This window comes from Pectobacterium peruviense, from assembly GCF_003312355.2.
Taxonomy (GTDB): Bacteria; Pseudomonadota; Gammaproteobacteria; order Enterobacterales; family Enterobacteriaceae; genus Pectobacterium; species Pectobacterium peruviense.
Genome location: NZ_CP161826.1, coordinates 3,562,249 through 3,586,442 on the forward strand (window position 1 = coordinate 3,562,249; position 24,194 = coordinate 3,586,442).

Sequence of the window (24,194 nt, forward strand, 5' to 3'; positions counted from 1 at the left end):
AACATCTCCCCACTCCAGCATGAAATTGCCCTGAGCAGTGATTTATTCTGTTAATAATCATAAAAATGCTCATTGGAAATTGCTGACAATAGCAGCAATAAGTGCCACCTATTTGCCCAAAAAACACAAAGTGGACAATAGTACTCATCATGGATGATGGGAAAATAGGCGGAAGGAAGCGATCGTGAGAGAAGGAAAAGTAGCGGTAGGGAAAAGCACCACAGAGAAAGACGTTCATCCTACGGTGAATGCCGAAAGACGCAGCCCAATACAGTTTCAGGACATGTGGTTTTTAGAAAAACTGGCGCAGTTTGATCGCGAAACCAGCGCCAACCATCAAAGGTTCAAGGTGGGTTCAGGCTCTCACACTCCAGATAAATAGCATCCAGCCGAGATGCCCTACCCTTTAGGGTGGAGATAGGTTGCCTTGACCCAGTTTTTTACCTGTTGGCGAGACAGCTTAATTCCACCATTCTTCAGTTCGGCTGGCAGCGCATAATACGCAACCGGGCGCTGAAAGCCAGCAAGCTGCGGCTGTAGCCAATCGCGTACCGCGGCGAGCGTCGTGGTGTGTGTCAGCTCCAACACCGCAACAGGACGGTGGCCGAATTCCGCGTCTTCAATGGGAACAATACATACCTGTTGAACATCGGGATGCGTCAACAGCACGGCCTCGATATTCTCCGGCTGGATCCCTTCCCCGCCGCTGAAGAACTGATTATCCAGACGCCCTTGAATATGCCACTCGCCTTCGGTAAATAGCCCGCGATCGCATGTGTGGAACCAGCCGTCATCATCGACCAGTGGAATCAGTTTTCCGTCACGCCAATAGCCAGCAGCCAGCGTGCTGCCACGCAGCAGAATCTCCTCGTCCATAAGTCGGATCTCGCGCCCTTGCAGCGGCATTCCGACGCCTGAACGCCCATCGGCACGCTTAGCACAGACCGTGGACGCCAGCTCAGTCAGACCGTAGCCACACCAGCAGCTGACACCGCGTGCCTCCGCCTGTTGTGTCAGCGTCTGCGGAATCATCGCACCGCCGAGCAATACCGCTTTCAATGCTTCAGGAAAGGCATTTTCCGAGAGCAGTCGCCATAGCTGAGTCGGCACCAGAGAAGCGTGGGTGCAATCACGCAGCGCACTCTCCAAAGGCTGATGCGCGCGAACAACCATCGTTGCCCCAGTAGCAAGCCAGCGCCAGACGATGCCCTGCCCAGAAACGTGAAAGAGCGGAAGTGACAGCAACCAACTGTCGCTGGCAGAAAACGCCATCATCTGAACCACGCCTTCCGCACTGGAGAGATGGGCTGCGAACGTATGAGCTACCGCTTTCGGCATTCCGCTAGAACCGGATGTCAATGTCAGCGTCGCCAGCCGATCAGCCTGCCAGCGTAATCGCGTTGTGTAGTTGGTTTCTTCGGTATCACCCGATGACGAGGAAGCTGATGGTAAAGAAAGTGAGCGTACAGCATTCGGCCACGGCTTATCCGCCAGACACAGGCCATAGGTCACATTCAGCGCGGGCAACAGCATCTCGGTTAACGTATCGGGCAACTGTGGATTCAGCGGTAACGCACGCGCACCACACTGTAACAGCGCCAGATAGCTGCACAGCATCTGTACGCTGTTTTTCCCGCGTAGCGCTACCGTACTTTCGGCAGTCACGCCCTGCTGTACGAAATGCTCTGCCAGACGATCTACCCGCCGGGCGAGCACCTGCCAGCTCCAGCGGGTTTCATCTTCAATCAGCGCGACAGGCTCATTCAACGGGACAGACTGGGGCGTCTGGCTAGCCCAGTATCGCCACGGCCAGTCAGTCAGGATTGCCATACCACGTCCAGTTGCTCAGCAGCCAGAAGCGGCAACGTGCTATCCGGCCAGCGTTGAATCACCTGTGCTTGCATCAGATCCAACGTGTCCAGCCCAGGAACCGTATCCGGCGTCAGCCAGTGTGCCAAACGCGCCAGTTGCGTTAAGCCCAGACTGGATTCAATGCTGGAGCTGATCACCGCCGTTAATCCAGCCTGATGCGTTTCCTGCACCAGTTGCTGGCAGCGCGCGAGACTGCCAACTAGCGTCGGCTTGATCACAATCGCGCTCACACCCGGTTCGGCTTCCACCCGAAAATCCGCTTCGCGCACGCTTTCGTCCCAGGCGATGTTGATGCCCGTTTCACGCGCAAACTCACGGGATTCATCACGGGTTTTGCAGGGCTCTTCGAGAAAGGCAATACGTGGACGTAATGACGGGGCGACATAGCGGGCAAAGCCGTCCGCTTTGGCACGCGTCCAACTGCGGTTGGCATCCAGACGGAGTTTCAGATCTGGTAAGGCTTCCAACAGTACGTTAACGATCATCCCGTCACGCACAGCCTCGTACAGGCCAACTTTAACTTTTGCCACTTTCTCGCCCGGCATCGCCTGTAGCATCTCGAACAGCTCATCAGGATCGCCATTGCACAAGGGCGCTTTGCGATAGTCCGCCGCCTGTGGCAGGTGCTGATCCAATTCGGCCTGCGCGCAGCTCAAACCAAAGGCAACGGACGGCGGAAGATCGTCAGAAAATGCACGTCCTGCCGCCCACGCAACCAGTTGTTCAAGCGCGACCGATTGCGCTTCTGCCAGCGTTTCCACACTGAACTCCGGCAGCGGCGCAATCTCACCCCAGCCCAACCGTTCACCTTCTTGCAGGCGAACGATAAGGCCATCGCGAGTTTTCAGGCGCTGATTGCGCAGCACCACTCCGGCTTCCATCGGCACGCTGTAACGATAGAGAGTGACCTGACGCATTACGGATTCCGTTTGAATTTGCTAAAGTCCGGCTGGCGTTTTTCATTGAACGCGTTACGACCTTCCTGCCCTTCGTCCGTCATATAGAACAGCATGGTGGCGTTGCCTGCCAGTTCCTGCAAACCAGCCTGACCATCGCAGTCCGCGTTCAGCGCCGCTTTCAGGCAGCGCAGCGCCATCGGGCTGTTTTGCAGCATTTCACGGCACCAGCGCACGGTTTCTTTTTCCAGATCGGCCAACGGTACAACGGTGTTCACCAGCCCCATATCCAGCGCTTGCGCAGCGTCGTACTGACGGCACAAGAACCAGATTTCACGCGCTTTCTTCTGACCAACGATGCGTGCCATGTAAGACGCGCCCCAGCCACCGTCAAAGGAACCGACACGCGGGCCAGTTTGACCAAAGATGGCGTTTTCTGCCGCAATCGTCAGGTCACACATCATGTGCAGAACGTGTCCACCACCGATGGAATACCCAGCCACCATTGCGATGACGGGTTTCGGACAGGTGCGAATCTGGCGCTGGAAATCCAGCACGTTCAGGTGATGCACACCGCTGTCATCCTGATAGCCGCCGTAGTCACCGCGTACTTTCTGATCGCCGCCGGAGCAGAATGCTTTATCGCCAGCACCGGTCAGGATGATCGTCCCGATACCGTCATCGTGACGGGCATTATCGAGCGCCTGAATCATCTCTTTTACCGTTTGCGGACGGAACGCATTGCGTACCTGAGGACGGTTAATGGTGATTTTGGCAATACCATCGATGGATTTATGGTAGAGGATATCGGCGAAGTCGCCGCTGCAATCGTGCCATTCAATCGGTGCGTAAAGCAGTTCTTCACTCGGATAAAGCATAGTTATCAATCCTTAACGGGATGCGAAAGAAAAGTGCGAACCCGCTCGGCGTAGGCCGCCGGATTCGCCTGATGAGCATTATGACCCGCCTGAGCAACGCTCAGTAACGGCAGGCCGTATTGCGCCGCCAGCGTCTGAAACTTCACGTCACTGGCACCGCATAAGTAAACAAAAGGTATCGACAGATACTGGAGACGCTCCGCCAAGAAAGGCTGTCGCCCCAGCGAGGTGGCTTCCAGCATCGCCGCAACAGATGCGCCGTGATTAGCACCGCGGCGCGCGATCAGCTGTTTGCACTGTACTGAGTCAATATCGGCAAAAACCGCTTGCTGATACCAGTCCAGCAAGACATCCGGCAGTGGCTCCTGACGAAAGCGCTGCGCCCAACGTGCATCATGCTGGATACGCTCCGTACGCTGCTCGGGGGTTGGTAAGCCGGGGTGTCCACCTTCGACTAGTAACCCCAACATGCCGTCATGGTGCCCCTCGCAGGCGTGATACATCGCAACGCGCCCGCCGAGCGAATAGCCCAACAGCCAATAACGCTCGATACCCTGCGCCAGCAGCGTTGCGGTTAGCTGACGGCTTACCTCGGCAAAATCTGCGGTAGCAATGGCTCGTGACGCGCCGTGCCCGGGTAAATCCACCAGCAGCACAGGCCAGTCACGAAAAAACGGCAGAACAGGCAACCAGTCCTCGCCACTGCCTAGTAAACCATGTAGGCATACCAGCCACGGCTGCATCGGAGCAACCGCGCCATGCGTCACTTTCCGGCAGACTAGCCCCTGAAAATCTAGTGAGTCCACGCCGCCACCTGCGCGACCAGTTCATTGAGCGTTTCCGCGCCGTCTTTCGGTTCAACCACCACTTCAAGCAGCGTGACGCCACCCTGAGTCCAGCAATCCGACACCGTGTCCGCCAGTTGTTCCCAGCTTTCGGCTCGCACGTAATTCAGGCCAAACATCGCAGCAGCATGCCCGAACTCCACATTTTGCGGCATGCAGTAAAACGCTTCGCGCTGTTCAACCGGCGTTGGTAGCAGGGAAAATATCTGGCCACCGTTATTGTTCACCACGATCAACACTAACGGAGCGGGAGACTGACGCAACAGCGCCAGCGCATTCAAATCGTATAACGCGGAGAGATCGCCGACGATGCCCAACGTCGCTTTCGCCGTGGCACGCTGTACACCTGCCAGTGTGGAAATCAGGCCATCAATACCGCTGGCCCCTCGATTACCATACACAGGGTACCCTTGCGGGAGCTGTGCCAGCGCATCGATCAGGCGTACCACGAGACTGTTGCCGACAAACAGCTGCCCGTCAGGCGGCAAAAGCGCCGGTATTCGCTGCGCCAGCTGCGCTTCACCAAAGCGGGAAACCAGATGCGCGTCGACCTGCCGCTGCGTTCTATCGGCAATATCCACCAGCAAGTCCGCCCACGGCGTCTGTTTATCTGCCGGATGTGCAGACAGCCATTCGCTAACGTCCGCCACCAGACGGCGTCCGCGATGGTGAGCCGGGTCCAGTCGTCCCGATAAATCATCAATTAACCAAAACTCTTGCGGCTGGCACTGTTCCTGCCACTGCAGCAGACGTTTGCCGGTCAGGCTTCCGCCGAACTGTAGGACGATTTCCGCCTGCCGTAAAAGACTCGCCGCTTCAGGGTGCGCCAACCAAATATCTGCACAGGGCAAAGGCTGCCCACTTTGCGACAGAACATCACCAATCAGCGGCCAACCCAGTTCATTCGCCCATGCCGCCAGACGCGTGCCTTGTTCAGCACTAACGCGACCAGCGAGGATGACGCCACGTTTCTGGCGCCACTGCGGCCAGTCCGGCTGCACCACCAGCGAACTCTGGCGCATTTCACGCAGCCAAGGCTCGCGGCTGTTCCACCAGTCACCCAGCGTCATTAACCAGTCCTGATAAGCCGTGCCGTCATCGGCACCATACAGCGGTTCAGCAAAGGGGCAATTAATGTGCAACGCGCCGTGCGTAAGCCGCGCCATGGCACTATCCACAGAGGAAACCAGCCAGGTGGCCGGAATATCGGGCGTAGGGCGCGGTAAATCCAGCGCCAGCGTAGGGTGTGAAGCATACAGTGCATGCTGACGAATCGCCTGATTCGCACCGCAGTCAATCAGCTCCGGCGGGCGGTCAGCCGTCAGAACGACCAGCCGTTCACCCGTCAGCCCTGCTTCAATGATTGCGGGATAGAGATTCGCGGCAGCCGTGCCGGATGTCACGATAATCGCAACAGGTTCACGCGAGGCTTTTGCCAGCCCCAGCGCAAGATGCCCAAGCCCTCGCTCATCGAAATGCGTATGGCAAATCAGCGCATGATTATCCGCCGCGGACAGCGTCAGCGGGGTGGAGCGAGAACCAGGCGCGATGCAGATATGCCGGACACCGTGGCGGGTCAGCGATTCCAGCAATAATGTAGCCCAGCGGCGATTAAATACACTTGTTGACATGATGGACTCAACAACTCAGGTTGCAGGTTATTCCCGTCATACTTCAAGCTGCATGTGCGTTGGCTTCTCTTACTCGCCCTAGTCACTTACTGATGTAAGCTCCTGGGAGTCGTGCGCTCGCCGCCTGCCTGCAACTCTAATTATTTAGGGTATAGCAAATAATAATGATCAAACTGTTGGTGGCCTGGTTGCCCTTCAACGACTATCGCGATCAGCCTTATTATATTTTTTTTTACTACGCTGACTTTGATATAAACCAGTACCTGACACAACAATCATAAAACAAAACTATGACATATCACCGTCTAGCAGGGATCTCAGCCCAGCGGCTTTGTTTTCTAACTCCTGCCATTCTTGTTCTGGATCAGAACCCGCCACAATTCCGGCTCCGGCATAAAGCGTCAAAACATGATCCCGCACCTCGGCCGAACGTAGCGCCACGCTGAATTCAGACTGCTGACGGGAAAGATAACCCGCAGAACCCGCATACCAACGACGCTCAAACGGTTCATGCGCCGCAATAAAACGGCGCGCTTCTTGCCGCGGTAACCCCGCTACCGCCGCCGTAGGCTGCAATGCATCGAGGCACGCGCTATCAGAAGCCGTGCGTAGCGTGGCATGAATGGTACGGCGCAGATGCTGCACCTTGCGCAGACGCACAATTTCCGGCGGCATCACATCCAGCGACAGCGCCGACTGCTGTAATCGCTGGCAAATATCATCCACCACCAACATGTTCTCATGCTGATTTTTAGTGTCCTTCATCAGCCAGCTAGCCAGCTCAGCGGCTTTAAGCGTATCGCGATCGCTTGCCACCGTTCCTGCCAATGCTTCCGTTTCCAGTTCTCTCCCCCGTCGGCGATAGAGCCGCTCTGGGCTAGAACCGAGAAATGCATGGCGCGCATCGTGCGCCAGCATGAAATGGAAACAGTGGTGATTCGCCGCACGGCTGGCGGCCATAAAGGTGGTTGCCTGAAGCGGCTGTGTGAGCGTTAGTGTAGTTGCCCGCGCCAGAACGACCTTTTCCATCAGCCCAGCTTTAATGTCATGCAGCGCCCGCTGGAGTAAATCAATCCACCCCTGGCGCTCCGGCTGGTGCCCGACGGATTGCACTTCCGCATGCAAAATAGGCAGTGACGCTGGTGGCAGCAGCAGGTTAATAAATGCCGAGGCTTCATCGGCATCCTGCTGCAATGACGTTTCACTGAACAGGTTAATACTCAGGCTGAGCGTATCATCCTGACGTCGCAGTTCTGCCCGAGGCAAAAACAGATAGCCAGGTGATGAGGTACTACCTTCTTTTATCTGATTAAACGCGTTCAATCCCCAGATACGCACATCGGGATCGCACTGCTGCTGAACGAGGAATGCCTCAGCATCCTGAAGGTGATGAAATCCACACACCTTGCCGCAAACGGCGGTTTCTTCACGATCCTGACGGTGCTGCCAATAGAATTGGGGGTACACTGGCTGGGTCGCCAGCCACGGTAGTAGCTCAGACGCATCGCTGAGAGTTAAGGAACGCGTTATTTGTCTGAAACCTGCGCGTTCAGGCTGTGGCTCGCGCAAATCCTGCTGCAAATGCCGCAGCAAGTCGGAAAGTTGTTTCACCGTTACCCCGGAGACCTAACACAAAGTAGGGGATTATACGGGAAAAAAACACGTCGTGGGTGAGAGGTTATTCAAGACCAAGAGGCTACCTTCAGCAGAGTACGCCCGATCGCATTTTTTATAACGTGCCATCCCTGTTCGCCACCCTTACGGGCATGACAATAACGGTGAGCACAACCTGAAATCGCATCAAACAACAAAACTGAGCGCGTGCATCGCACTAAAATCCTATTCCATCATCATTATTGCTTCAATTTGACTGATTTCTTTTGCCGATTATCTAATCGGCATTTTTTTTACAGTGTTCCAGGCCAAGCACTTCGCCGAACGCCCCCATCCGTGTTACGACGATCCGATACGCCAGCCTAAATTTATCAAGCCAGCGCAGCGGTTTCCGCCATCATAGACGTACACTGCCCCACCGTCAGATAATGCCACCATTGGCAAACACGGTTTGACCGTTCACCCACCCGCCGTCATTACTGAAAAGCGTAGAGATGACGTTGGCAATATCTTCTGGTTCAGCCAATCGCTTGTGCGGCGGGCGCTGGGCAAAACCAGCAATTTGCTGCGGCGTCTTGCCATCGGTGAAGAGAGTCGTGTTGACCAATCCCGGAGCAATGGCATTGACCGAAATCATGCGGCCTTCCAATTCCTTGGCAGTGGCTGCGCCGATCCCGCGTGACGATCCCGTAACCAATGCGACTTTGCCAGTAGCCGGCTTGAGTTGTGCGGCTTGAACTCCGCTACTCGCCGCTCCCATTAACAGTATGGCTGGCGCTGCCATGGCGGCGGCGGTCAGGATCTTGCGTCTGAAAAGGCTAGCCTCACTAGAACGAACGGGATTGTTGAAATCTTGTGTGGACATAACGAAATCCTTCACTGTTGATTTGAGATTACGGCAGAAAGCGATACCGCCTGTATGACGACGGCTTATTTACCCTTAGCGCGCTGCTCAGTTGCCCGCACGTTGATCAAATCAAACACCTGTTCGAAGCGCCCTTCACGCTCAGCCAAGCGTTGCAGTTGAGCGCGCTTCACAACGATCTCGTTTGGCGTCGGTTGCTCGCAAAACAGTGCCATAACTTCATCGATGTATGCGTTGAGAGGCATGTAACCTTCGCGATCCGACTGACCGGGCGTGAGCTCAGTTTGGATACCCGGTGGAACAAGTTCGATGACTTCCACCTGATCCACGAGCTGATGCCGCAATGACAGGGTGTAGAAGTGAACGGCAGCCTTAGTCGCGCTATAAACCGCCGCATCAGCGCGCGGAACGAAAGCCAGACCGGAAGACACGTTAACGATTGCTGAATTCTGTTGGCTCTTCAGGTGATCGATGAAGGCATTTGTGAGGCGGATAGGCCCAAGCACATTCGTAGTAACCTGCGCCTGCGCATCGCACAGATCGCTTCTAGTACTCAGATCGTCGTAACGCATGATGCCAGCATTGTTAATCAGGATGTTGAGGGATGGATATTCCGTCACGATCCGCTGTGCAAACGCATTGATAGCCTTGGGATCATCGATATCTAATTCGAACGCGTGCATATTTTGTCGTCCATCGATCGTCTCCTGCAGGAGAGAAGCTCGCCGACCCGTCACAATGACCGTATTGCCGAGATCGTTGAAACGCTGTGCGAGCTCGCGACCAATGCCGGAACCCCCTCCCGTAATGAGTATTGTGTTATTTGCCGTTTGCATAATTAGCTTTCCCCTTCTCGTTTACATTCAGGAACTATCTCTTTTAAATTCAGGCGCTATGCAGCCGCATAGTCGATGCCCGTCTTCCGACAGTATTCGTGCGCAATAGGGCACAACGTCGCAGTTCGACGAAACAGAGCTGCGCACAAATGCAGACGCACTTTTCTACTGGAAAGCGGGTAGGCTTCAAAGAATAAGCACCTCACAAACTTTTGGGAAGTAGGCACCATAAAGTGCAATACTTACCAAATAGTAAGCGTAGAGAATACGGGCTTTAAGGAACTTCGATACTTGACTCTCGACGCTGCGATACGCAAACTTCGGGAAAGAAAAGCATCATAATGATCACCATTACCCACAAGAAAGAGAGTGTCCTATGAGCATCGATTTCGCTAAACACTCAGAAGTCCAGAGAGAGCTTTCATCAGCGACGAAGCAAGATCCACGCGTAGAAGCACTGGTTAACGAAGTGATCGGCCGAGTAGCGGACAAATGGACGATGTTCATCCTTGAGGTTCTGGCTGAAAACGGGGAATTGCGCTTCACACAATTGGCAAAGAAAGTGGCAGGGATCAGCCAGAAAATGCTGACGCAAACCCTGCGTGAGATGGAACGTGAAGGGTTAGTGATCCGCACCGTACATCCCGTTATCCCCCCAAAGGTGGAGTACCGCCTGACGGATCTCGGTCTTGGGCTTGGAGCAGCGTTCTGTGGCGTGTGGGTGTGGGCTGAGCAAAACCTTGAAATCATCGAGCAAGCTCGTGCCACATTCGATCTGCAAGCCAAAAGCAGCTAAGGCTGTACGAAGGAGAGTAGCCAGCAAAGTTTGTTGTCAATTATAGGCGTGATGAGCACCACGATTCTTTTCATTCAGACCGCTAATTATGGTAAAAATAGGCCCTTGTTACGTCGACCGGATAGCCTCATTCAGGATGAGTACAACACTGAATTCCAACCCGTTATGCAGTAATCAGAATCTGCCAGGCAAAAAAGCACAGGCAGCGACACGCATCGTTTTCTTTGTTGCAGGCTTTGCCATGGCGTCCTGGGCACCGTTAGTGCCGTTTGTCAAAACGCGACTGGCTATCAGCGATGCCTCTCTGGGGATGTTGCTGCTTTCTCTCGGGATTGGATCACTGTTGGCCATGCCACTCACCGGTTTCCTCACCAGCAAGCTGGGATGCCGCAGCGTTATTTTGCTGGCAAGTGCACTGCTTTGTCTGGTGTTGCCCGCACTGACGCAGGCAGAGACACTGCCTATGATGGCGATCGTGCTACTCTTTTTTGGCGCGTCCATCGGCATGATCGATGTCGCGATGAACATTCAGGCTATCATCGTGGAACGTGCCAGCGGCCGAGCCATGATGTCTGGCTTTCATGGTTTCTTCAGCGTCGGGGGGATTGTCGGGGCCGGTGGCGTCAGCGCCCTGCTGTGGCTTGGCCTGTCTCCACTGATGGCTATTCTGGCTATTGTCGCCCTCATGCTGATATTCATGACAACCGCGCACAAGCACCTGTTGCGCACCACGAATCAAGATAACAGCGGCCCACTGTTTGTTATTCCACGCGGTTGGGTGATGTTCATTGGCTCACTGTGCTTCATTATGTTCTTAGCCGAAGGTTCCATACTGGATTGGAGCGCCCTCTTTTTAACGGTTGAACGCAACCTGAGCGGCGCGCAAGCGGGCATGGGCTATGCCGCGTTTTCCGTGGCAATGACGCTGGGCAGGCTGAATGGCGATCGCATCGTTAATGCACTTGGACGCTACGCCATTCTTACCGGTGGCAGCCTCTGTGCTGCACTCGGTCTGGTGTTAACGATCAGCATTGATAACCCAATCACCGCTATTCTTGGCTTCGTTATGGTCGGTATCGGCGCATCCAATGTGGTACCAATCCTCTTCAGCGCCGCGGGGAATCAAAAAATCATGCCGCCAAATTTGGCCATCGCTTCTATTACAACGGTAGGCTATGCAGGTATTCTGATCGGCCCGACCATTCTCGGTTTTATTGCCCAGTTCAGCAATCTAGCCACCGCATTCGGGTTTGTCGCTCTGCTGTTGCTTGCCGTCAGCGCCAGCGCGCGTGCCGTAATCCGCTAATCAGGAGCGTTAATTGATGCCAGCCATGATCCTGCGTTATTTTACCCTCCTTACCGTATTATCGTTCCTTATTACCGGAACGTTCGGCTATAGCTACATCAACGATTTGTTGGCGGACAAAAAACATTCACTGACGACCATTGCCCAAGGCATACAGAAACGTATCGATACCTACCGTTTCTTCACGTACCAAATTTACGGCAGCCTGAACAGCGAACCGTCCACTAGCGACGCCAGCATTACCGCGATTAATTTAATGCCCGATGTTTTCTACGTAGAAAAAAACGGTCAGAAGACGGATGCTCTGATTTTTGGGCAACATGATAAGGCAACGCTGACATCGGTCCGCCGCATATCGCGTTACCTCGATATTCTCTGGGGAGCAGAGAATAACGTCTATTCCATGTATTACCTGAATGGCATCGACAATAGCCTGACGATGATCTCTACGCAGACGCTGAAAGATATCTCCTCACAGTTCCGCGGCAATTATATTACGGTTATCGCCGAAGCCCGCCGGACGGAAATGCTGCAACAGGCGAATGTGTTAGACGAACGCGAAAGTTTTTCTCCGCTGCGTAAATTACGTTTCTATAACGACTACTATTTTACGCTGCGCACTACATTCAATCAGCCGGGTCATCTGGCGACAATTCTGGCGTTCGATCTGCCGATTAACGATTTAATTCCAGACACCATTCCGCGTGAGTACCTTATGCTGAAGCCGGATACGCCAGCGGCCAGCAATATGGATAGCAGCAATGCGAGCGAAGGCATGGCCGACGTGCAGCTTCATGGTTCTAATTTAGACATCTCCGCTACGCTCGTGAATGCGCCAATAAAAATCGTTTTTCAGATGCCCGTAAAAGCACTGATTATTGATTCATTGCGCAATAACATCTGGCTTCTGCTGTTGAATCTGGTTCTGCTGAGTGTATCCATCGCGGGTTTTTATCTTTTCCGTCGGAAGTATGCGCATCCTGGGGAGGATTTATCTCATCAGTTAGAGAAGAAGCTGGATATTTACCGCGAGACAACGGGAAAAATCCCGATGGGTGTGCTGGTTTATGATTTCAACAGCAACAAAGTGATCATACAAAATGAACGTGCGGAGCATTTGCTTCCGCACCTGAGTTTGCAAAAAATCACCAATATGGCGGACGAGCATCAGGGCATCATTCAGGTCACCATTAATAATGAGATGTATGAAATCCGCCAAATCCGTAGCCAATATTCGCCAGACTATTGCCTCTTCCTACTGCGTGAGCAGGATAAAGAGATTCTGGTGCAGCGGAAATTACTGCTAGCCCAACGTGAATACGAAAAGAATATTCATGCCAGAAAACGTTTATTCCAAAACCTGCTCAGCGAATTCAAACAGCCGCTGATTTCACTACAGCAGCATATTCATGCGATACGCCACAGCGATACGGCAACCGTACCAACACAAACGCTGGATCAACTCACAGCAGATACCTGCTGCGCTATCGAACTGCTGGAAAATATCGCGTTGCATGAAAAGCTGGAAGCGCAGGAATGGGCCGTGGTCAACGACAGCTTTTCACCGCTGGCGCTTATCGATAATGTGCTCCTTGAACTGCTGCCGCGATTGAATCAAAAAGGGCTGACCCTATTCCATCATTACAATTTGGACAGTAATCAAACTTACATCGGTGATGCAGAGCTGTTGAAAAAAACGCTGGCGCTGCTGCTAAATTATTCGGTAACCAATACGGATTACGGCAAAATTACGGTGTCGATTGATAGAAAAAATAATGAGTCGGACACGCTGATTATTCAGGTCAGCGATACAGGGACGAATGTTTCAGGCAAAGAGCAGGAAAATATTCGACATCCTTTCCTACATCCTGCCGCTTCCGATCGTTTCGGACAAAATTCAGGATTGACCTTATTTTTGTGCAATCAACTCTGTAATAAACTGGGCGGCGCGTTAACTATCAACAGTAAGTCCGGGTTAGGCACACACTATATCCTGACGCTCAAACTGGAACCGGAAACGCTTCCCGTTGAGGAAGAAAAACTGCTGGATGGTATTACCGTTCTGCTAGATGTGACGTCTGATGAAGTACAGCATATTGTCGGCCATATGCTGACAAACTGGGGCGCTAATTACCAAGTCAGCGATGAACGTCAGATTAATCAGGAAGCAGATATCTTTATTACTGATGACCCGGAGAAAAAAGCGGATTATACGCTGCTCTTGAGTCATGAAGATGACACAGTAACACCTTTGGGCCCGCGCCGTTTGCGGGTGAACTATAATATCAGCCACCTCCTGCTGGAGGCATTGCTTAAGCTGATTGAACTACAACTGGAAACACCACCCGATGCAATGCAAGAGGGAGAACCGAACGATGTCGAATTTTACGCCGCTCAATTGGCGTCAAGTGACTATTATTCGCTGTTCGTGGAGACAGTACCGGATGATTTAAAGAGGCTGTATACTGAAGCGGAAGCAGGCGATTTCCCGTCGCTTTCGCAGACGGCACACCGGCTGAAAGGCGTGTTTGCCATGCTGAATCTGCATCCTGGCAAACAGCTGTGTGAACAGCTTGAACAGCATATTACCGCGCACGATAGTGTACAAATCGAGGCTAACCTTCATGAAATTGAGCGGTTTGTCAGTGCATTACTATCCCCAATAGAACCTAAAGGGCAGCAAGGTAGCCAACAAGATGAGTAACCAAAACGATGAGTAACCTAAACGTAATTATTGCCGACGACCATCCTATTGTCCTTTTTGGCATCAAAAAATCGCTTGAGCAGATTGAATGGGTCAATGTGGTTGGCGAATTTGAAGACTCAACAGCGCTGATCAATAACCTGTCTAAGCTGGACGCTAACGTTTTAATCACCGATTTATCCATGCCTGGCGATAAATACGGCGATGGCATCACCCTCATTAAATACATTAAGCGCCATTTCCCTCACCTCTCGATTATTGTTCTCACCATGAACAACAATCCGGCGATTCTGAGCGCAGTATTGGATCTGGATATCGAAGGCATCGTGCTGAAACAGGGCGCGCCGACCGATTTACCCAAAGCGCTGGCAGCCCTGCAAAAAGGGAAGAAATTCACGCCGGATAGCGTATCCAAAGTACTGGAGAAAATCAGTGCCAGCGGCTACGGCGATAAACGCCTGTCCCCGAAAGAAAGTGAAGTGCTGCGTTTGTTTGCAGAAGGCTTTTTGGTTACCGAAATCGCCAAAAAACTGAATCGTAGTATTAAAACGATCAGTAGCCAGAAGAAGTCAGCCATGACCAAGCTGGGCGTCGAGAACGATATCGCCCTGCTGAACTACCTGTCTTCCGTTAATGGCACTCAGGTAGACTAAGTTTTTCCTCTCCTGCACCGGCAATCGCTGGTGCAGGTTATTCCACGGATGTTCTCGCCTGACGCACCACGTTACTGTAATACGCCAGCGCCTGCTGCAACGTATCCAGCGTAACCGGTTTTGACAAACAGTTATCCATCCCTGCCCCAAGGCAACGATCTCGTTCTTCCGCTAGCGCATTTGCCGTTACACCGATAACCGGGAAGCGTAACCCCTGCTCACGCATACGCTGTGTGAACAAATAACCATCCATGTTCGGCATATTGACGTCTGTCAGCACGATATCAATGTGGTTTTTACTCAATACACTCAGCCCATCTACACCATCATTCGCCGTCATCGCCTGATAGCCCAGAGAGCCAAGCTGATCGGCCAGCAGTCGACGGTTGATCGGATGATCGTCAACGACCAGAATCATAATGTCGCCATTCTCAGCACGCACATAGCTAGTCAGCGGCGGTGAAATCTCGAGACTAGTTCTGTCCTCACTTTCTGAGCGATAGATTTTCTCGAGCAAATCAGGCAAGTGCTGAGGTGTCGATGTCCCTTGCAACCAGTGACCTTCGCTAACTTTCTGCGCTGATCCGTTATGTGCGCCACTCATCACGATATGCGCCCGAACGCCAATGTCCTCTGCCGAGGTGTAATCACTAATCATCACATCATCGGGCGACACAATTTGATTCTGGTAACGCACAGCCAGCATGCCTTGCTCCTGCAACAGAGCGAGTAGATACGCCTCCAGCCGAGCATTACGCACCCTCAGCCAGCATATTTTCCCCTGCAGGCTGGCGTTGATTGCCATAGGGGCATAGCGCGCTTTATACAACGGAATCCTGACGCCAAACAGGCTGCCGAGCCCAGGCTCCGATTCGATGGTAATGTCGCCGTCCATCAGATTGACCAGCTTTTCACAAATCGCCAGTCCTAAACCTGTGCCCTGAAAATGACGCTGCACACCACTCCCAGCCTGGAAGAATGGATCAAATAGCTTCACTGCCTCGCGCGGTTGAATACCCACGCCGGTATCGCGCACCACAAATTCCAGATAGCCATCGCGACAGCCTACTTCAAAGATGATGCAGCCCGTGTCCGTAAATTTGATGGCATTGCTCAACAGGTTAGATAATACCTGCTGCAAACGCACCGGATCGCCAAACAGGCTGACAGGAACATTCGGAGCGATAAAGCAGTACAGCGTCAGGCGTTTTTTGACCACAAGCGGGAGATAGTTACTGGTGATGTGGCTGATGACCTCATGCGGCGCAAACTCACACGGTTCGATCTTCAACTGCTCCGACTCAATCTTGGAAAAATCGAGGATATCGCTGATGATTTTCAGCAACAGCGAAGAAGAGTTGTTCATCGCCACGACCAGACGGTTGGCGTCCTTAGGCAGCGACTTGGTTTGCAGCAGGTCGAGGTTACCGATAATCCCATAAAGCGGCGTACGCAATTCATGGCTGACGGTGGCAAGGAACATCGATTTCGACTGGCTTGCCTGCTCGGCGGCATTCGCCATTTCCTGTAGCGATTCTTCCATTTTGACGCGCGCGCTGACGTCCAGCAGCACGCAAATTGCCACATTTTCATTACGATAGCGCGAATGGACAAAGCTGATTTGCAGATGATGATTGCGGCTGGTCATGACATCGACAAACTTGGACTGCTGCTCGCAAATGATGCGGGTAATTCTCAGCCTGTCTTCGTGGGTCAGTAGGTTGAGATAGTTGTGCGCCAGCTCGTTACTGAGGATATTCGTGCCGTCATTAATACGCAGGATGCAAATCCCTACTGGCGCCGACGCCACAATTTTGCGGTTGAATTGCTCATTCTCTTCCAACTGGAACGCATTCACTTCCGCAGGCAACAGCATTTTCCGCTCAAATACCAAAGCCAACACAAACAGAAAAATTGCCCATAGAATATTCAGCACGAGCATGTTAATCATCAATGCGCTGATATGAGAGAGCAGGACTTTCAACGGCAGCGTATACACGATGCTGAATGACGTCGGTGGCAGCGACTTTTTCAGAATGAGTTCATCATACCCATTCACATAGCCAAAATAGTTATGATCGGAAGGATAACTGTCTACCGAAGACGTATAGCGATCTTTAGCATCGGAAAACTGCAAAACAACCTGATTATATTGATCCAGCAGTCTGGCATTGATGGGAAACTTACCCACGGTGACGAAGTCATCCAGACGAATCGTCTGTTCAATTCCCATGATGACTTCCAGCTTGTTATCCACATAAATCGGCGTCAGCGCATATAAATAGCCGACATCGGGGATAGACGCGGGAGTAATCCAATAGAGCGTTTCATCACGACCGGTTTGGGGGCGATTTTTCTTCTGATCCTGAAACCGATCCTGCACGTTTTTAAGCAAGTTATCGCGGTCAAGTGACTGGTTGCGGATGCCAAAATCAACCATACAGCGCCGATCGCCGCCGACAAAAAAGACCCGATTAAGATCGTAGACGGCAGAGAAATTATCCTGCCAACCGTTGAAAAAATGGCTCAATGAGAGCAGTGCCGCATTCCCGCCATATTGCGTGGAACACGTTGCGCCAGGAGCAAGGGCATAAACGGAGACACCGGGGCCTCCTTCAGTTGGCGGTTCTGCTTTTTCTCTCGCTAGCACAAGACGATTTGCCGCCAGATACTGGAGTTCGCGCACAATATCCGACGCATGTCGGATGTAACCCTGCGACTGATCAAAGCTGAGATTATATTCCTGCCTCAGCTCTGACTCTTTTTCATTCAATACTTTAGTAACATAGAAAATGGATATCAGCGCGCCCAACACCCACAGCATGACCGCCAGAACCCGAAACAAATAGCGGGAGACTTTTAATGTGGTATGGAATGAGGCGAGATATTTCAAGTGGATACCGTTGAATGAGGGGAGAACCCGTTTGCTGATACACTACCGAGAGTCGATAAAAAAAGCCAGCGCATCGCGCTGGCTTACTCTACTCATTCCGGTTTAAGGAAAAGGCTTATTCGTCATCTTCAGCGATATCATCATCGCCATCAATGTCGTCGATAGCATCATCGTCTTCGGCGATTTCGCCTTCGACTTTTACTACGCCATCCAGCTCTTCATCTTCTACCGGTTCGGCAACACGTTGCAGACCAACAACATGTTCGTCTTCCGCTGTACGAATCAGCGTCACACCCTGTGTGTTACGACCCACAATGCTGACTTCAGATACACGCGTACGCACCAGCGTTCCCGCATCGGTGATCATCATGATCTGGTCTGCGGTATCAACCTGAACCGCACCAACCACTTTACCGTTACGCTCGCTAACCTTGATAGAGATAACCCCTTTCGTCGCACGCGACTTGGTTGGGTACTCATTCACGGCAGTACGCTTACCAAAGCCATTTTGCGTGACGGTCAGGATATCGCCCTCGCCGCGAGGAATGATCAGCGATACCACGCGATCTTCACCCTGCAGGTTGATACCACGCACACCCGTTGCCGTACGGCCCATGGAGCGCACTGCCTGTTCGGAGAAGCGCACCACTTTACCTTCCGCAGAGAACAGCATTGCTTCATCGCTGCCATCGGTCAGGTCGACGCCAATCAGCTCGTCACCGTCGTTCAGGTTAACCGCGATGATCCCCGCACTACGCGGACGGCTGAATTCCGTCAGCGCTGTTTTCTTCACTGTACCGCTCGCGGTTGCCATGAAGATGTGGCGGCCTTCTTCGTATTCACGTACCGGCAGAATCGCGGTGATACGCTCATTCGGTTCAAGCGGCAGCAGGTTGACGATCGGACGACCACGCGCACCACGGCTGGCTTCCGGCAATTGGTATACCTTCATCCAATACAGACGACCACGGCTAGAGAAGCACAGAATCGTATCGTGGGTGTTGGCCACCAGCAGACGATCGATAAAATCTTCTTCTTTTATACGTGCAGCAGACTTGCCGCGGCCACCGCGACGCTGTGCTTCGTAGTCGCTCAGCGGCTGATACTTCACATAACCCTGGTGAGACAACGTGACAACTACATCTTCCTGATTGATCAGATCTTCGATGTTGATGTCGGCGGTGTTCGCTGTGATTTCTGTGCGGCGCCCGTCGCTGTACTGCGTTTTGATCGCTTCCAGCTCTTCGCGGATCACTTCCATCAGGCGCTCAGGGCTATTGAGGATATAAAGCAGCTCGGCGATTTCCGCCAGCAGGTCTTTATATTCATCCAGCAGCTTTTCGTGCTCCATGCCAGTCAGTTTCTGCAAACGCAGATCCAGAATCGCCTGTGCCTGCTGTTCCGTCAGGTAGTAATGACCTTCACGGATGCCGAACTCTGGCTCCAGCCACTCTGGACGTGCAGCATCATCGCCCGCACGTTCCAGCATGGCGGCAACGGTGCCCAATTCCCACGCTTGTGCGATCAGTGAGGCTTTTGCTTCAGCGGGTGATGCGGCACGACGAATCAGTTCGATAATCGGATCGATGTTCGCCAGCGCAATCGCCAGACCTTCCAGAATATGGGCGCGGTCACGGGCTTTACGCAGTTCAAAAATGGTACGACGCGTCACCACTTCACGACGGTGGCGCACAAACGCAACCAGAATATCTTTCAGCGGCATGATCTTCGGCTGGCCTTGATGCAGGGCCACCATGTTGATGCCGAATGACGTCTGAAGCTGCGTCTGAGAGTACAGATTATTCAGAACCACTTCGCCCACGGCGTCACGCTTAATCTCGATAACGATGCGCATACCATCTTTATCGGATTCGTCACGCAGTGCGCTAATACCTTCAATACGTTTATCTTTGACCAGCTCGGCAATTTTCTCGATCAGGCGAGCTTTGTTCACCTGATACGGAATTTCATGCACGATAATGGTTTCACGTCCGGTTTTCGCGTCCGCTTCAACTTCGGCACGCGCACGGATGTAAATTTTGCCGCGCCCGGTGCGATAAGCTTCTTCAATACCGCGTCGGCCATTGATGATCGCCGCCGTCGGGAAATCCGGGCCTGTGATGTGTTCCATCAACCCTTCGAGGCTAATGTTTTCATCGTCGATATACGCCAGACAACCGTTCACGACTTCTGTCAGGTTGTGCGGTGGAATGTTCGTTGCCATCCCGACAGCGATACCGGAAGAACCGTTAACCAGCAGGTTGGGAACACGCGTAGGCATGACGTCAGGAATCTGCTCGGTGCCGTCATAGTTCGGCACAAAATCGACCGTCTCTTTTTCGAGATCGGCCAGCAGTTCATGAGCAATTCTCGACATGCGAATTTCGGTATAACGCATGGCCGCAGCAGAGTCGCCGTCAATCGAACCGAAGTTGCCCTGACCATCAACCAGCATGTAGCGCAGCGAGAAAGGCTGCGCCATACGCACGATGGTTTCATAAACGGCAGAGTCGCCGTGCGGGTGGTATTTACCGATGACATCCCCGACGACACGGGCGGATTTTTTATACGGTTTGTTCCAGTCGTTACCCAGTACGCTCATTGCATACAGTACGCGGCGGTGTACCGGTTTCAGTCCATCTCGAACATCTGGCAATGCACGTCCGACAATAACGGACATCGCATAATCCAGATACGAGCTTTTCAGCTCTTCTTCAATAGTGACCGGTGTGATTTCTCTGGCAAGGTCGCTCATGGAGCCGCTATCCCTCTATTTAGGCATCTACCCGTGTTCAGAAAAGTGAACCGTTCAGAAAGGTGAACTGTTCAAAAGGTGAAAAATTATATCACAAACCGCCGTTTCGGGGGAAACTCCCTTCCGCCCTGAGCAGACTGTTTTCCCAATCCGTGTTTATCCTGTAGAGAAAAGCGACACCGCTGCACGTTACGACATGAAGGGGTATACTCGCGGCAGTAGAAGATAATGAAAGGCTGCGATGAAACATGAATGTAGAAAATCAAACCCCGAACGTTGACCATCAGGAAATTGCCAAATTTGAGGCTATCGCCTCACGCTGGTGGGATTTAGAAGGCGAATTCAAGCCACTGCACCGCATTAACCCACTGCGTCTGGGCTATATTTCGCAGCGCGCGGAAGGCTTGTTCGGCAAGAAAGTGTTGGATGTCGGCTGCGGCGGCGGCATTTTGGCCGAGAGCATGGCACGTGAAGGCGCGGACGTCACCGGGCTGGATATGGGCGCAGAGCCGCTGCAGGTCGCGCGCTTGCATGCGCTGGAAAGCGGCGTCACGGTCGATTACGTGCAAGAAACGGTAGAAGCACATGCAGACGCCCACTCAGGCCTTTACGATGTGGTCACCTGCATGGAGATGCTGGAGCACGTTCCCGATCCGCAATCCGTAGTGCAAGCCTGCGCTAAGTTGGTCAAGCCCGGTGGACACGTGTTTTTCTCCACGATCAACCGCAATGCGAAAGCGTGGATGATGGCCGTTATCGGTGCTGAGTATGTTTTAAAAATGGTGCCACGCGGCACGCACGATATTAAGAAATTTATTCGCCCGGCAGAGCTGATGCGCTGGGTTGATGATACGCCACTGCGCGAAAGGCATATCACCGGACTGCACTACAATCTGCTGACGGACCGCTTTAAACTTGGGCCAAATGTAGACGTGAACTACATGCTGCATACCAGCCACGACAAACAGTGCTAATCCAGAATAGTCTTAAATGCTGCACGGCTTTTTGCCGTGCGCCTTTCCGCTTCTGCTGTTAAAGCCATCAAATCGTCAAATTTTCTTTTTTTTTGCCAGAATATTGACATCGCCACAGGCCTTATCAGGCGAGGATTTTAACAAAATACGAGATTTAGGAACCGTAAATTAACCTAAAATCAACTCTTGTTCTTAAAAGAATCCCCACTACAATACTCACCATGTAGTAGCTTTTTATCAAAAAACACCTATATCTAGTATTTATCCACAGAGTTAGTCACAGAGGTATTTCTGTGGGTAAACAGGGGATATTTTTTATTTTCATCAACAGGTAAACCCCAACATGAACCAGAGCCTCCTAGTTACAAAACGCGATGGCAGCAAAGAAAAAATCAATTTGGATAAAATCCACCGCGTCATTACCTGGGCCGCAGAAGGTTTACACAATGTCTCCGTTTCTCAGGTGGAACTGCGTTCCCACATTCAGTTTTATGACAGCATCAAAACTTCTGATATTCATGAAACCATCATCAAGGCCGCAGCCGATCTGATCTCCCGCGAAAGCCCAGATTACCAATATCTGGCTGCGCGTCTGGCCATCTTCCATCTGCGCAAAAAAGCCTACGGCCAGTTTGAGCCGCCAGCCCTGCTGACTCACGTCACCAACATGGTCGAACTGGGCAAATACGACAAGCACCTGCTGGAAGACTATAGCGCCGAAGAATTTGCCCAGATGGACGCTTTCATCGATCACTGGCGCGACATGAATTTCTCCTATGCTGCGGTTAAACAGCTGGAAGGGAAATATCTGGTACAAAACCGCGTCACCGGTGATATCTACGAAAGCGCCCAGTTCCTGTACATTCTGGTCGCCGCCTGCCTGTTCTCCGGCTACCCGCGTGAAACCCGTCTGGATTACGTTAAACGTTTCTATGACGCGATTTCCACGTTCAAAATTTCTCTGCCGACGCCAATCATGGCGGGCGTGCGTACCCCAACTCGTCAGTTCAGCTCCTGCGTTCTGATCGAATGCGGCGACAGTCTGGACTCCATCAACGCGACGTCCAGCGCTATCGTGAAATATGTTTCCCAGCGTGCGGGTATTGGCATCAACGCAGGCCATATCCGTGCACTCGGCAGCCCAATTCGCGGCGGTGAAGCGTTCCATACCGGCTGTATCCCTTTCTATAAACATTTCCAGACAGCCGTAAAATCCTGCTCTCAGGGCGGCGTACGCGGCGGTGCTGCCACACTGTTCTATCCGCTGTGGCATCTGGAAGTAGAAAGCCTGCTGGTATTGAAAAACAACCGTGGCGTAGAAGGCAACCGCGTTCGTCACCTCGATTACGGCGTGCAGTTAAACAAACTGATGTATCAGCGCTTGGTAAAAGGTGAAGAGATCACGCTGTTCAGCCCATCTGACGTACCGGGGTTATACGACGCTTTCTTCGCCGATCAGGATGAATTCGAACGCCTGTATGTGCAATATGAAAAGGATGACAGCATCCGCAAGCAGCGTATCAAAGCGGTTGAACTGTTCTCCCTGATGATGCAGGAACGTGCTTCCACGGGCCGTATCTATATTCAGAACGTTGACCACTGCAACACGCACAGCCCGTTTGATCCGCTGATTGCGCCAGTTCGTCAGTCTAACCTGTGCCTGGAAATCGCGTTGCCGACCAAGCCGTTGAACGACGTGAATGATGAGAGCGGTGAAATCGCACTGTGTACGCTGTCAGCGTTTAACCTCGGCGCGATTAATAGTCTGGATGATTTGGAAGATTTAGCGACGCTCGCAGTACGCGCGCTGGATGCCCTGCTGGACTATCAGGATTATCCGATTAAGGCAGCAGAGCGCGGTGCGATGGGCCGACGCACATTGGGAATTGGCGTCATCAACTTCGCCTACTATCTGGCGAAAAACGGCGTGCGTTACTCCGACGGCAGCGCCAACGGCCTGACGCACAAAACGTTTGAAGCGATTCAATACTATCTGCTGAAGGCGTCGAATGTGCTGGCGCGTGAGCAAGGTGCCTGCGCGTGGTTTAATGAAACCACCTATTCACAGGGTATTCTGCCTATCGATACCTATAAGCGCGATCTGGATGCGATCTGTAATGAACCGCTGCATCTCGACTGGGAAGCGCTGCGTAGCGATATCAAAGAATACGGCCTGCGTAACTCCACGCTGTCTGCGCTAATGCCGTCTGAAACCTCGTCTCAGATCTCTAACGCCACCAACGGCATTGAGCCACCGCGCGGCCACATCAGCGTCAAAGCGTCCAAAGACGGCATTCTGCGTCAAGTCGTGCCAGAATACGAAACGCTGAAAGATGCTTACGAACTGCTGTGGGAAATGCCAAATAACGATGGATACCTGCAACTGGTTGGTGTGATGCAGAAATTTGTCGATCAGGCGATCTCCTCCAACACTAACTACGATCCATCACGCTTCCCGTCAGGTCGAGTACCGATGAAACAGTTGCTGAAAGATCTGGTCACAGCCTACAAATTTGGCGTTAAGACACTGTATTATCAAAACACCCGTGACGGCGCTGAAGACGTGCAAGACGACCTGCTGGCAGAACCGCAGGACGATGGCTGCGAAGGCGGCGCGTGTAAGATTTAAGCCAATAATGAAAGGCTGCATTGCAGCCTTTCATCCTTTTAGCGCGG

The 24,194-nt window shown here is 52.5% G+C and carries 17 protein-coding genes; 7 read left to right on the forward strand and 10 right to left on the reverse strand.

Translation table 11 applies throughout. The annotated features are described in order from the left end of the window. Positions 1–184 precede the first annotated feature (184 nt). Positions 185–382, forward strand: coding sequence for a catalase (locus DUT67_RS16180; RefSeq protein WP_113627445.1), 198 nt, complete (start codon positions 185–187; stop codon positions 380–382). 17 nt (positions 383–399) lie between these two features. On the opposite strand, the gene menE is transcribed toward DUT67_RS16180, so the two are convergent. The 8 genes from menE to DUT67_RS16220 form a co-directional block, all read right to left on the reverse strand. Then, positions 400–1,830: an o-succinylbenzoate--CoA ligase gene (menE, locus tag DUT67_RS16185; protein WP_113632854.1), complete on the reverse strand. Its 1,431-nt coding sequence runs from the start codon at positions 1,828–1,830 to the stop codon at positions 400–402. Next, a complete protein-coding gene (gene menC / locus DUT67_RS16190; RefSeq protein ID WP_113632855.1) occupies positions 1,818–2,789 on the reverse strand; it encodes an o-succinylbenzoate synthase in 972 nt (323 codons plus the stop codon). The genes menE and menC overlap by 13 nt, the downstream gene beginning before the upstream one ends. Then, complete coding sequence (gene menB, locus DUT67_RS16195) at positions 2,789–3,646, reverse strand: 1,4-dihydroxy-2-naphthoyl-CoA synthase (protein ID WP_005976180.1); 858 nt, start codon at positions 3,644–3,646, stop codon at positions 2,789–2,791. Before menB ends, menC begins: the two co-directional genes overlap by 1 nt. A 5-nt stretch (positions 3,647–3,651) precedes the next feature. After that, the gene (gene menH, locus DUT67_RS16200; RefSeq protein ID WP_223254645.1) at positions 3,652–4,452 is read right to left on the reverse strand and encodes a 2-succinyl-6-hydroxy-2,4-cyclohexadiene-1-carboxylate synthase; all 801 of its coding nucleotides are present in this window, start codon (positions 4,450–4,452) and stop codon (positions 3,652–3,654) included. Further along, entirely contained in the window at positions 4,440–6,122 is a 1,683-nt protein-coding gene (menD, locus tag DUT67_RS16205; RefSeq protein ID WP_113632857.1) for a 2-succinyl-5-enolpyruvyl-6-hydroxy-3-cyclohexene-1-carboxylic-acid synthase, read from the reverse strand. Before menD ends, menH begins: the two co-directional genes overlap by 13 nt. 288 nt (positions 6,123–6,410) lie before the next feature. Continuing rightward, complete coding sequence (gene menF / locus DUT67_RS16210) at positions 6,411–7,733, reverse strand: isochorismate synthase MenF (protein ID WP_113632858.1); 1,323 nt, start codon at positions 7,731–7,733, stop codon at positions 6,411–6,413. A 424-nt stretch (positions 7,734–8,157) separates the two neighbouring features. Next, complete coding sequence (locus DUT67_RS16215; protein ID WP_113632859.1) at positions 8,158–8,601, reverse strand: SDR family oxidoreductase; 444 nt, start codon at positions 8,599–8,601, stop codon at positions 8,158–8,160. Between the two features lie 65 nt (positions 8,602–8,666). Then, on the reverse strand, positions 8,667–9,437 hold the full coding sequence (locus DUT67_RS16220; RefSeq protein ID WP_113627438.1) for an SDR family oxidoreductase: 771 nt from the start codon (positions 9,435–9,437) through the stop codon (positions 8,667–8,669). 376 nt (positions 9,438–9,813) lie between these two features. Here DUT67_RS16220 and DUT67_RS16225 point away from each other — a divergent pair, with 376 nt between their 5' ends. The 4 genes from DUT67_RS16225 to rcsB all read left to right on the forward strand — a co-directional run bounded on the left by DUT67_RS16225 (position 9,814) and on the right by rcsB (position 14,896). Next, a complete protein-coding gene (locus DUT67_RS16225; RefSeq protein ID WP_113627437.1) occupies positions 9,814–10,233 on the forward strand; it encodes a helix-turn-helix domain-containing protein in 420 nt (139 codons plus the stop codon). 136 nt (positions 10,234–10,369) lie between these two features. Next, positions 10,370–11,539 carry an MFS transporter gene (locus DUT67_RS16230; RefSeq protein ID WP_113627436.1) on the forward strand — a complete coding sequence of 390 codons (1,170 nt, stop codon included), beginning with the start codon at positions 10,370–10,372 and terminating at the stop codon, positions 11,537–11,539. 16 nt (positions 11,540–11,555) lie between these two features. After that, the gene (rcsD, locus tag DUT67_RS16235) at positions 11,556–14,243 is read left to right on the forward strand and encodes a phosphotransferase RcsD (protein WP_113627435.1); all 2,688 of its coding nucleotides are present in this window, start codon (positions 11,556–11,558) and stop codon (positions 14,241–14,243) included. Positions 14,244–14,251: 8 nt separating this feature from the next. Further along, positions 14,252–14,896 (forward strand): response regulator transcription factor RcsB, encoded by a 645-nt coding sequence (rcsB, locus tag DUT67_RS16240; RefSeq protein WP_011092794.1) that lies wholly within the window; start codon positions 14,252–14,254, stop codon positions 14,894–14,896. A 37-nt stretch (positions 14,897–14,933) separates the two neighbouring features. Here the strand turns inward: rcsB and rcsC are convergent, their stop codons facing one another. Then, the gene (gene rcsC / locus DUT67_RS16245; RefSeq protein ID WP_113627434.1) at positions 14,934–17,789 is read right to left on the reverse strand and encodes a two-component system sensor histidine kinase RcsC; all 2,856 of its coding nucleotides are present in this window, start codon (positions 17,787–17,789) and stop codon (positions 14,934–14,936) included. A 115-nt stretch (positions 17,790–17,904) separates the two neighbouring features. After that, positions 17,905–20,544, reverse strand: a complete 2,640-nt coding sequence (gene gyrA, locus DUT67_RS16250) for a DNA topoisomerase (ATP-hydrolyzing) subunit A (protein ID WP_113627433.1) — start codon at positions 20,542–20,544, stop codon at positions 17,905–17,907. Between the two features lie 248 nt (positions 20,545–20,792). Between gyrA and ubiG the strand changes: the two genes are divergently transcribed. Both ubiG and nrdA read left to right on the forward strand, forming a co-directional pair. Continuing rightward, on the forward strand, positions 20,793–21,518 hold the full coding sequence (gene ubiG / locus DUT67_RS16255; protein ID WP_113627432.1) for a bifunctional 2-polyprenyl-6-hydroxyphenol methylase/3-demethylubiquinol 3-O-methyltransferase UbiG: 726 nt from the start codon (positions 20,793–20,795) through the stop codon (positions 21,516–21,518). A 343-nt stretch (positions 21,519–21,861) separates the two neighbouring features. Next, on the forward strand, positions 21,862–24,147 hold the full coding sequence (gene nrdA, locus DUT67_RS16260) for a class 1a ribonucleoside-diphosphate reductase subunit alpha (protein WP_048259183.1): 2,286 nt from the start codon (positions 21,862–21,864) through the stop codon (positions 24,145–24,147). Positions 24,148–24,194: the final 47 nt, after the last annotated feature.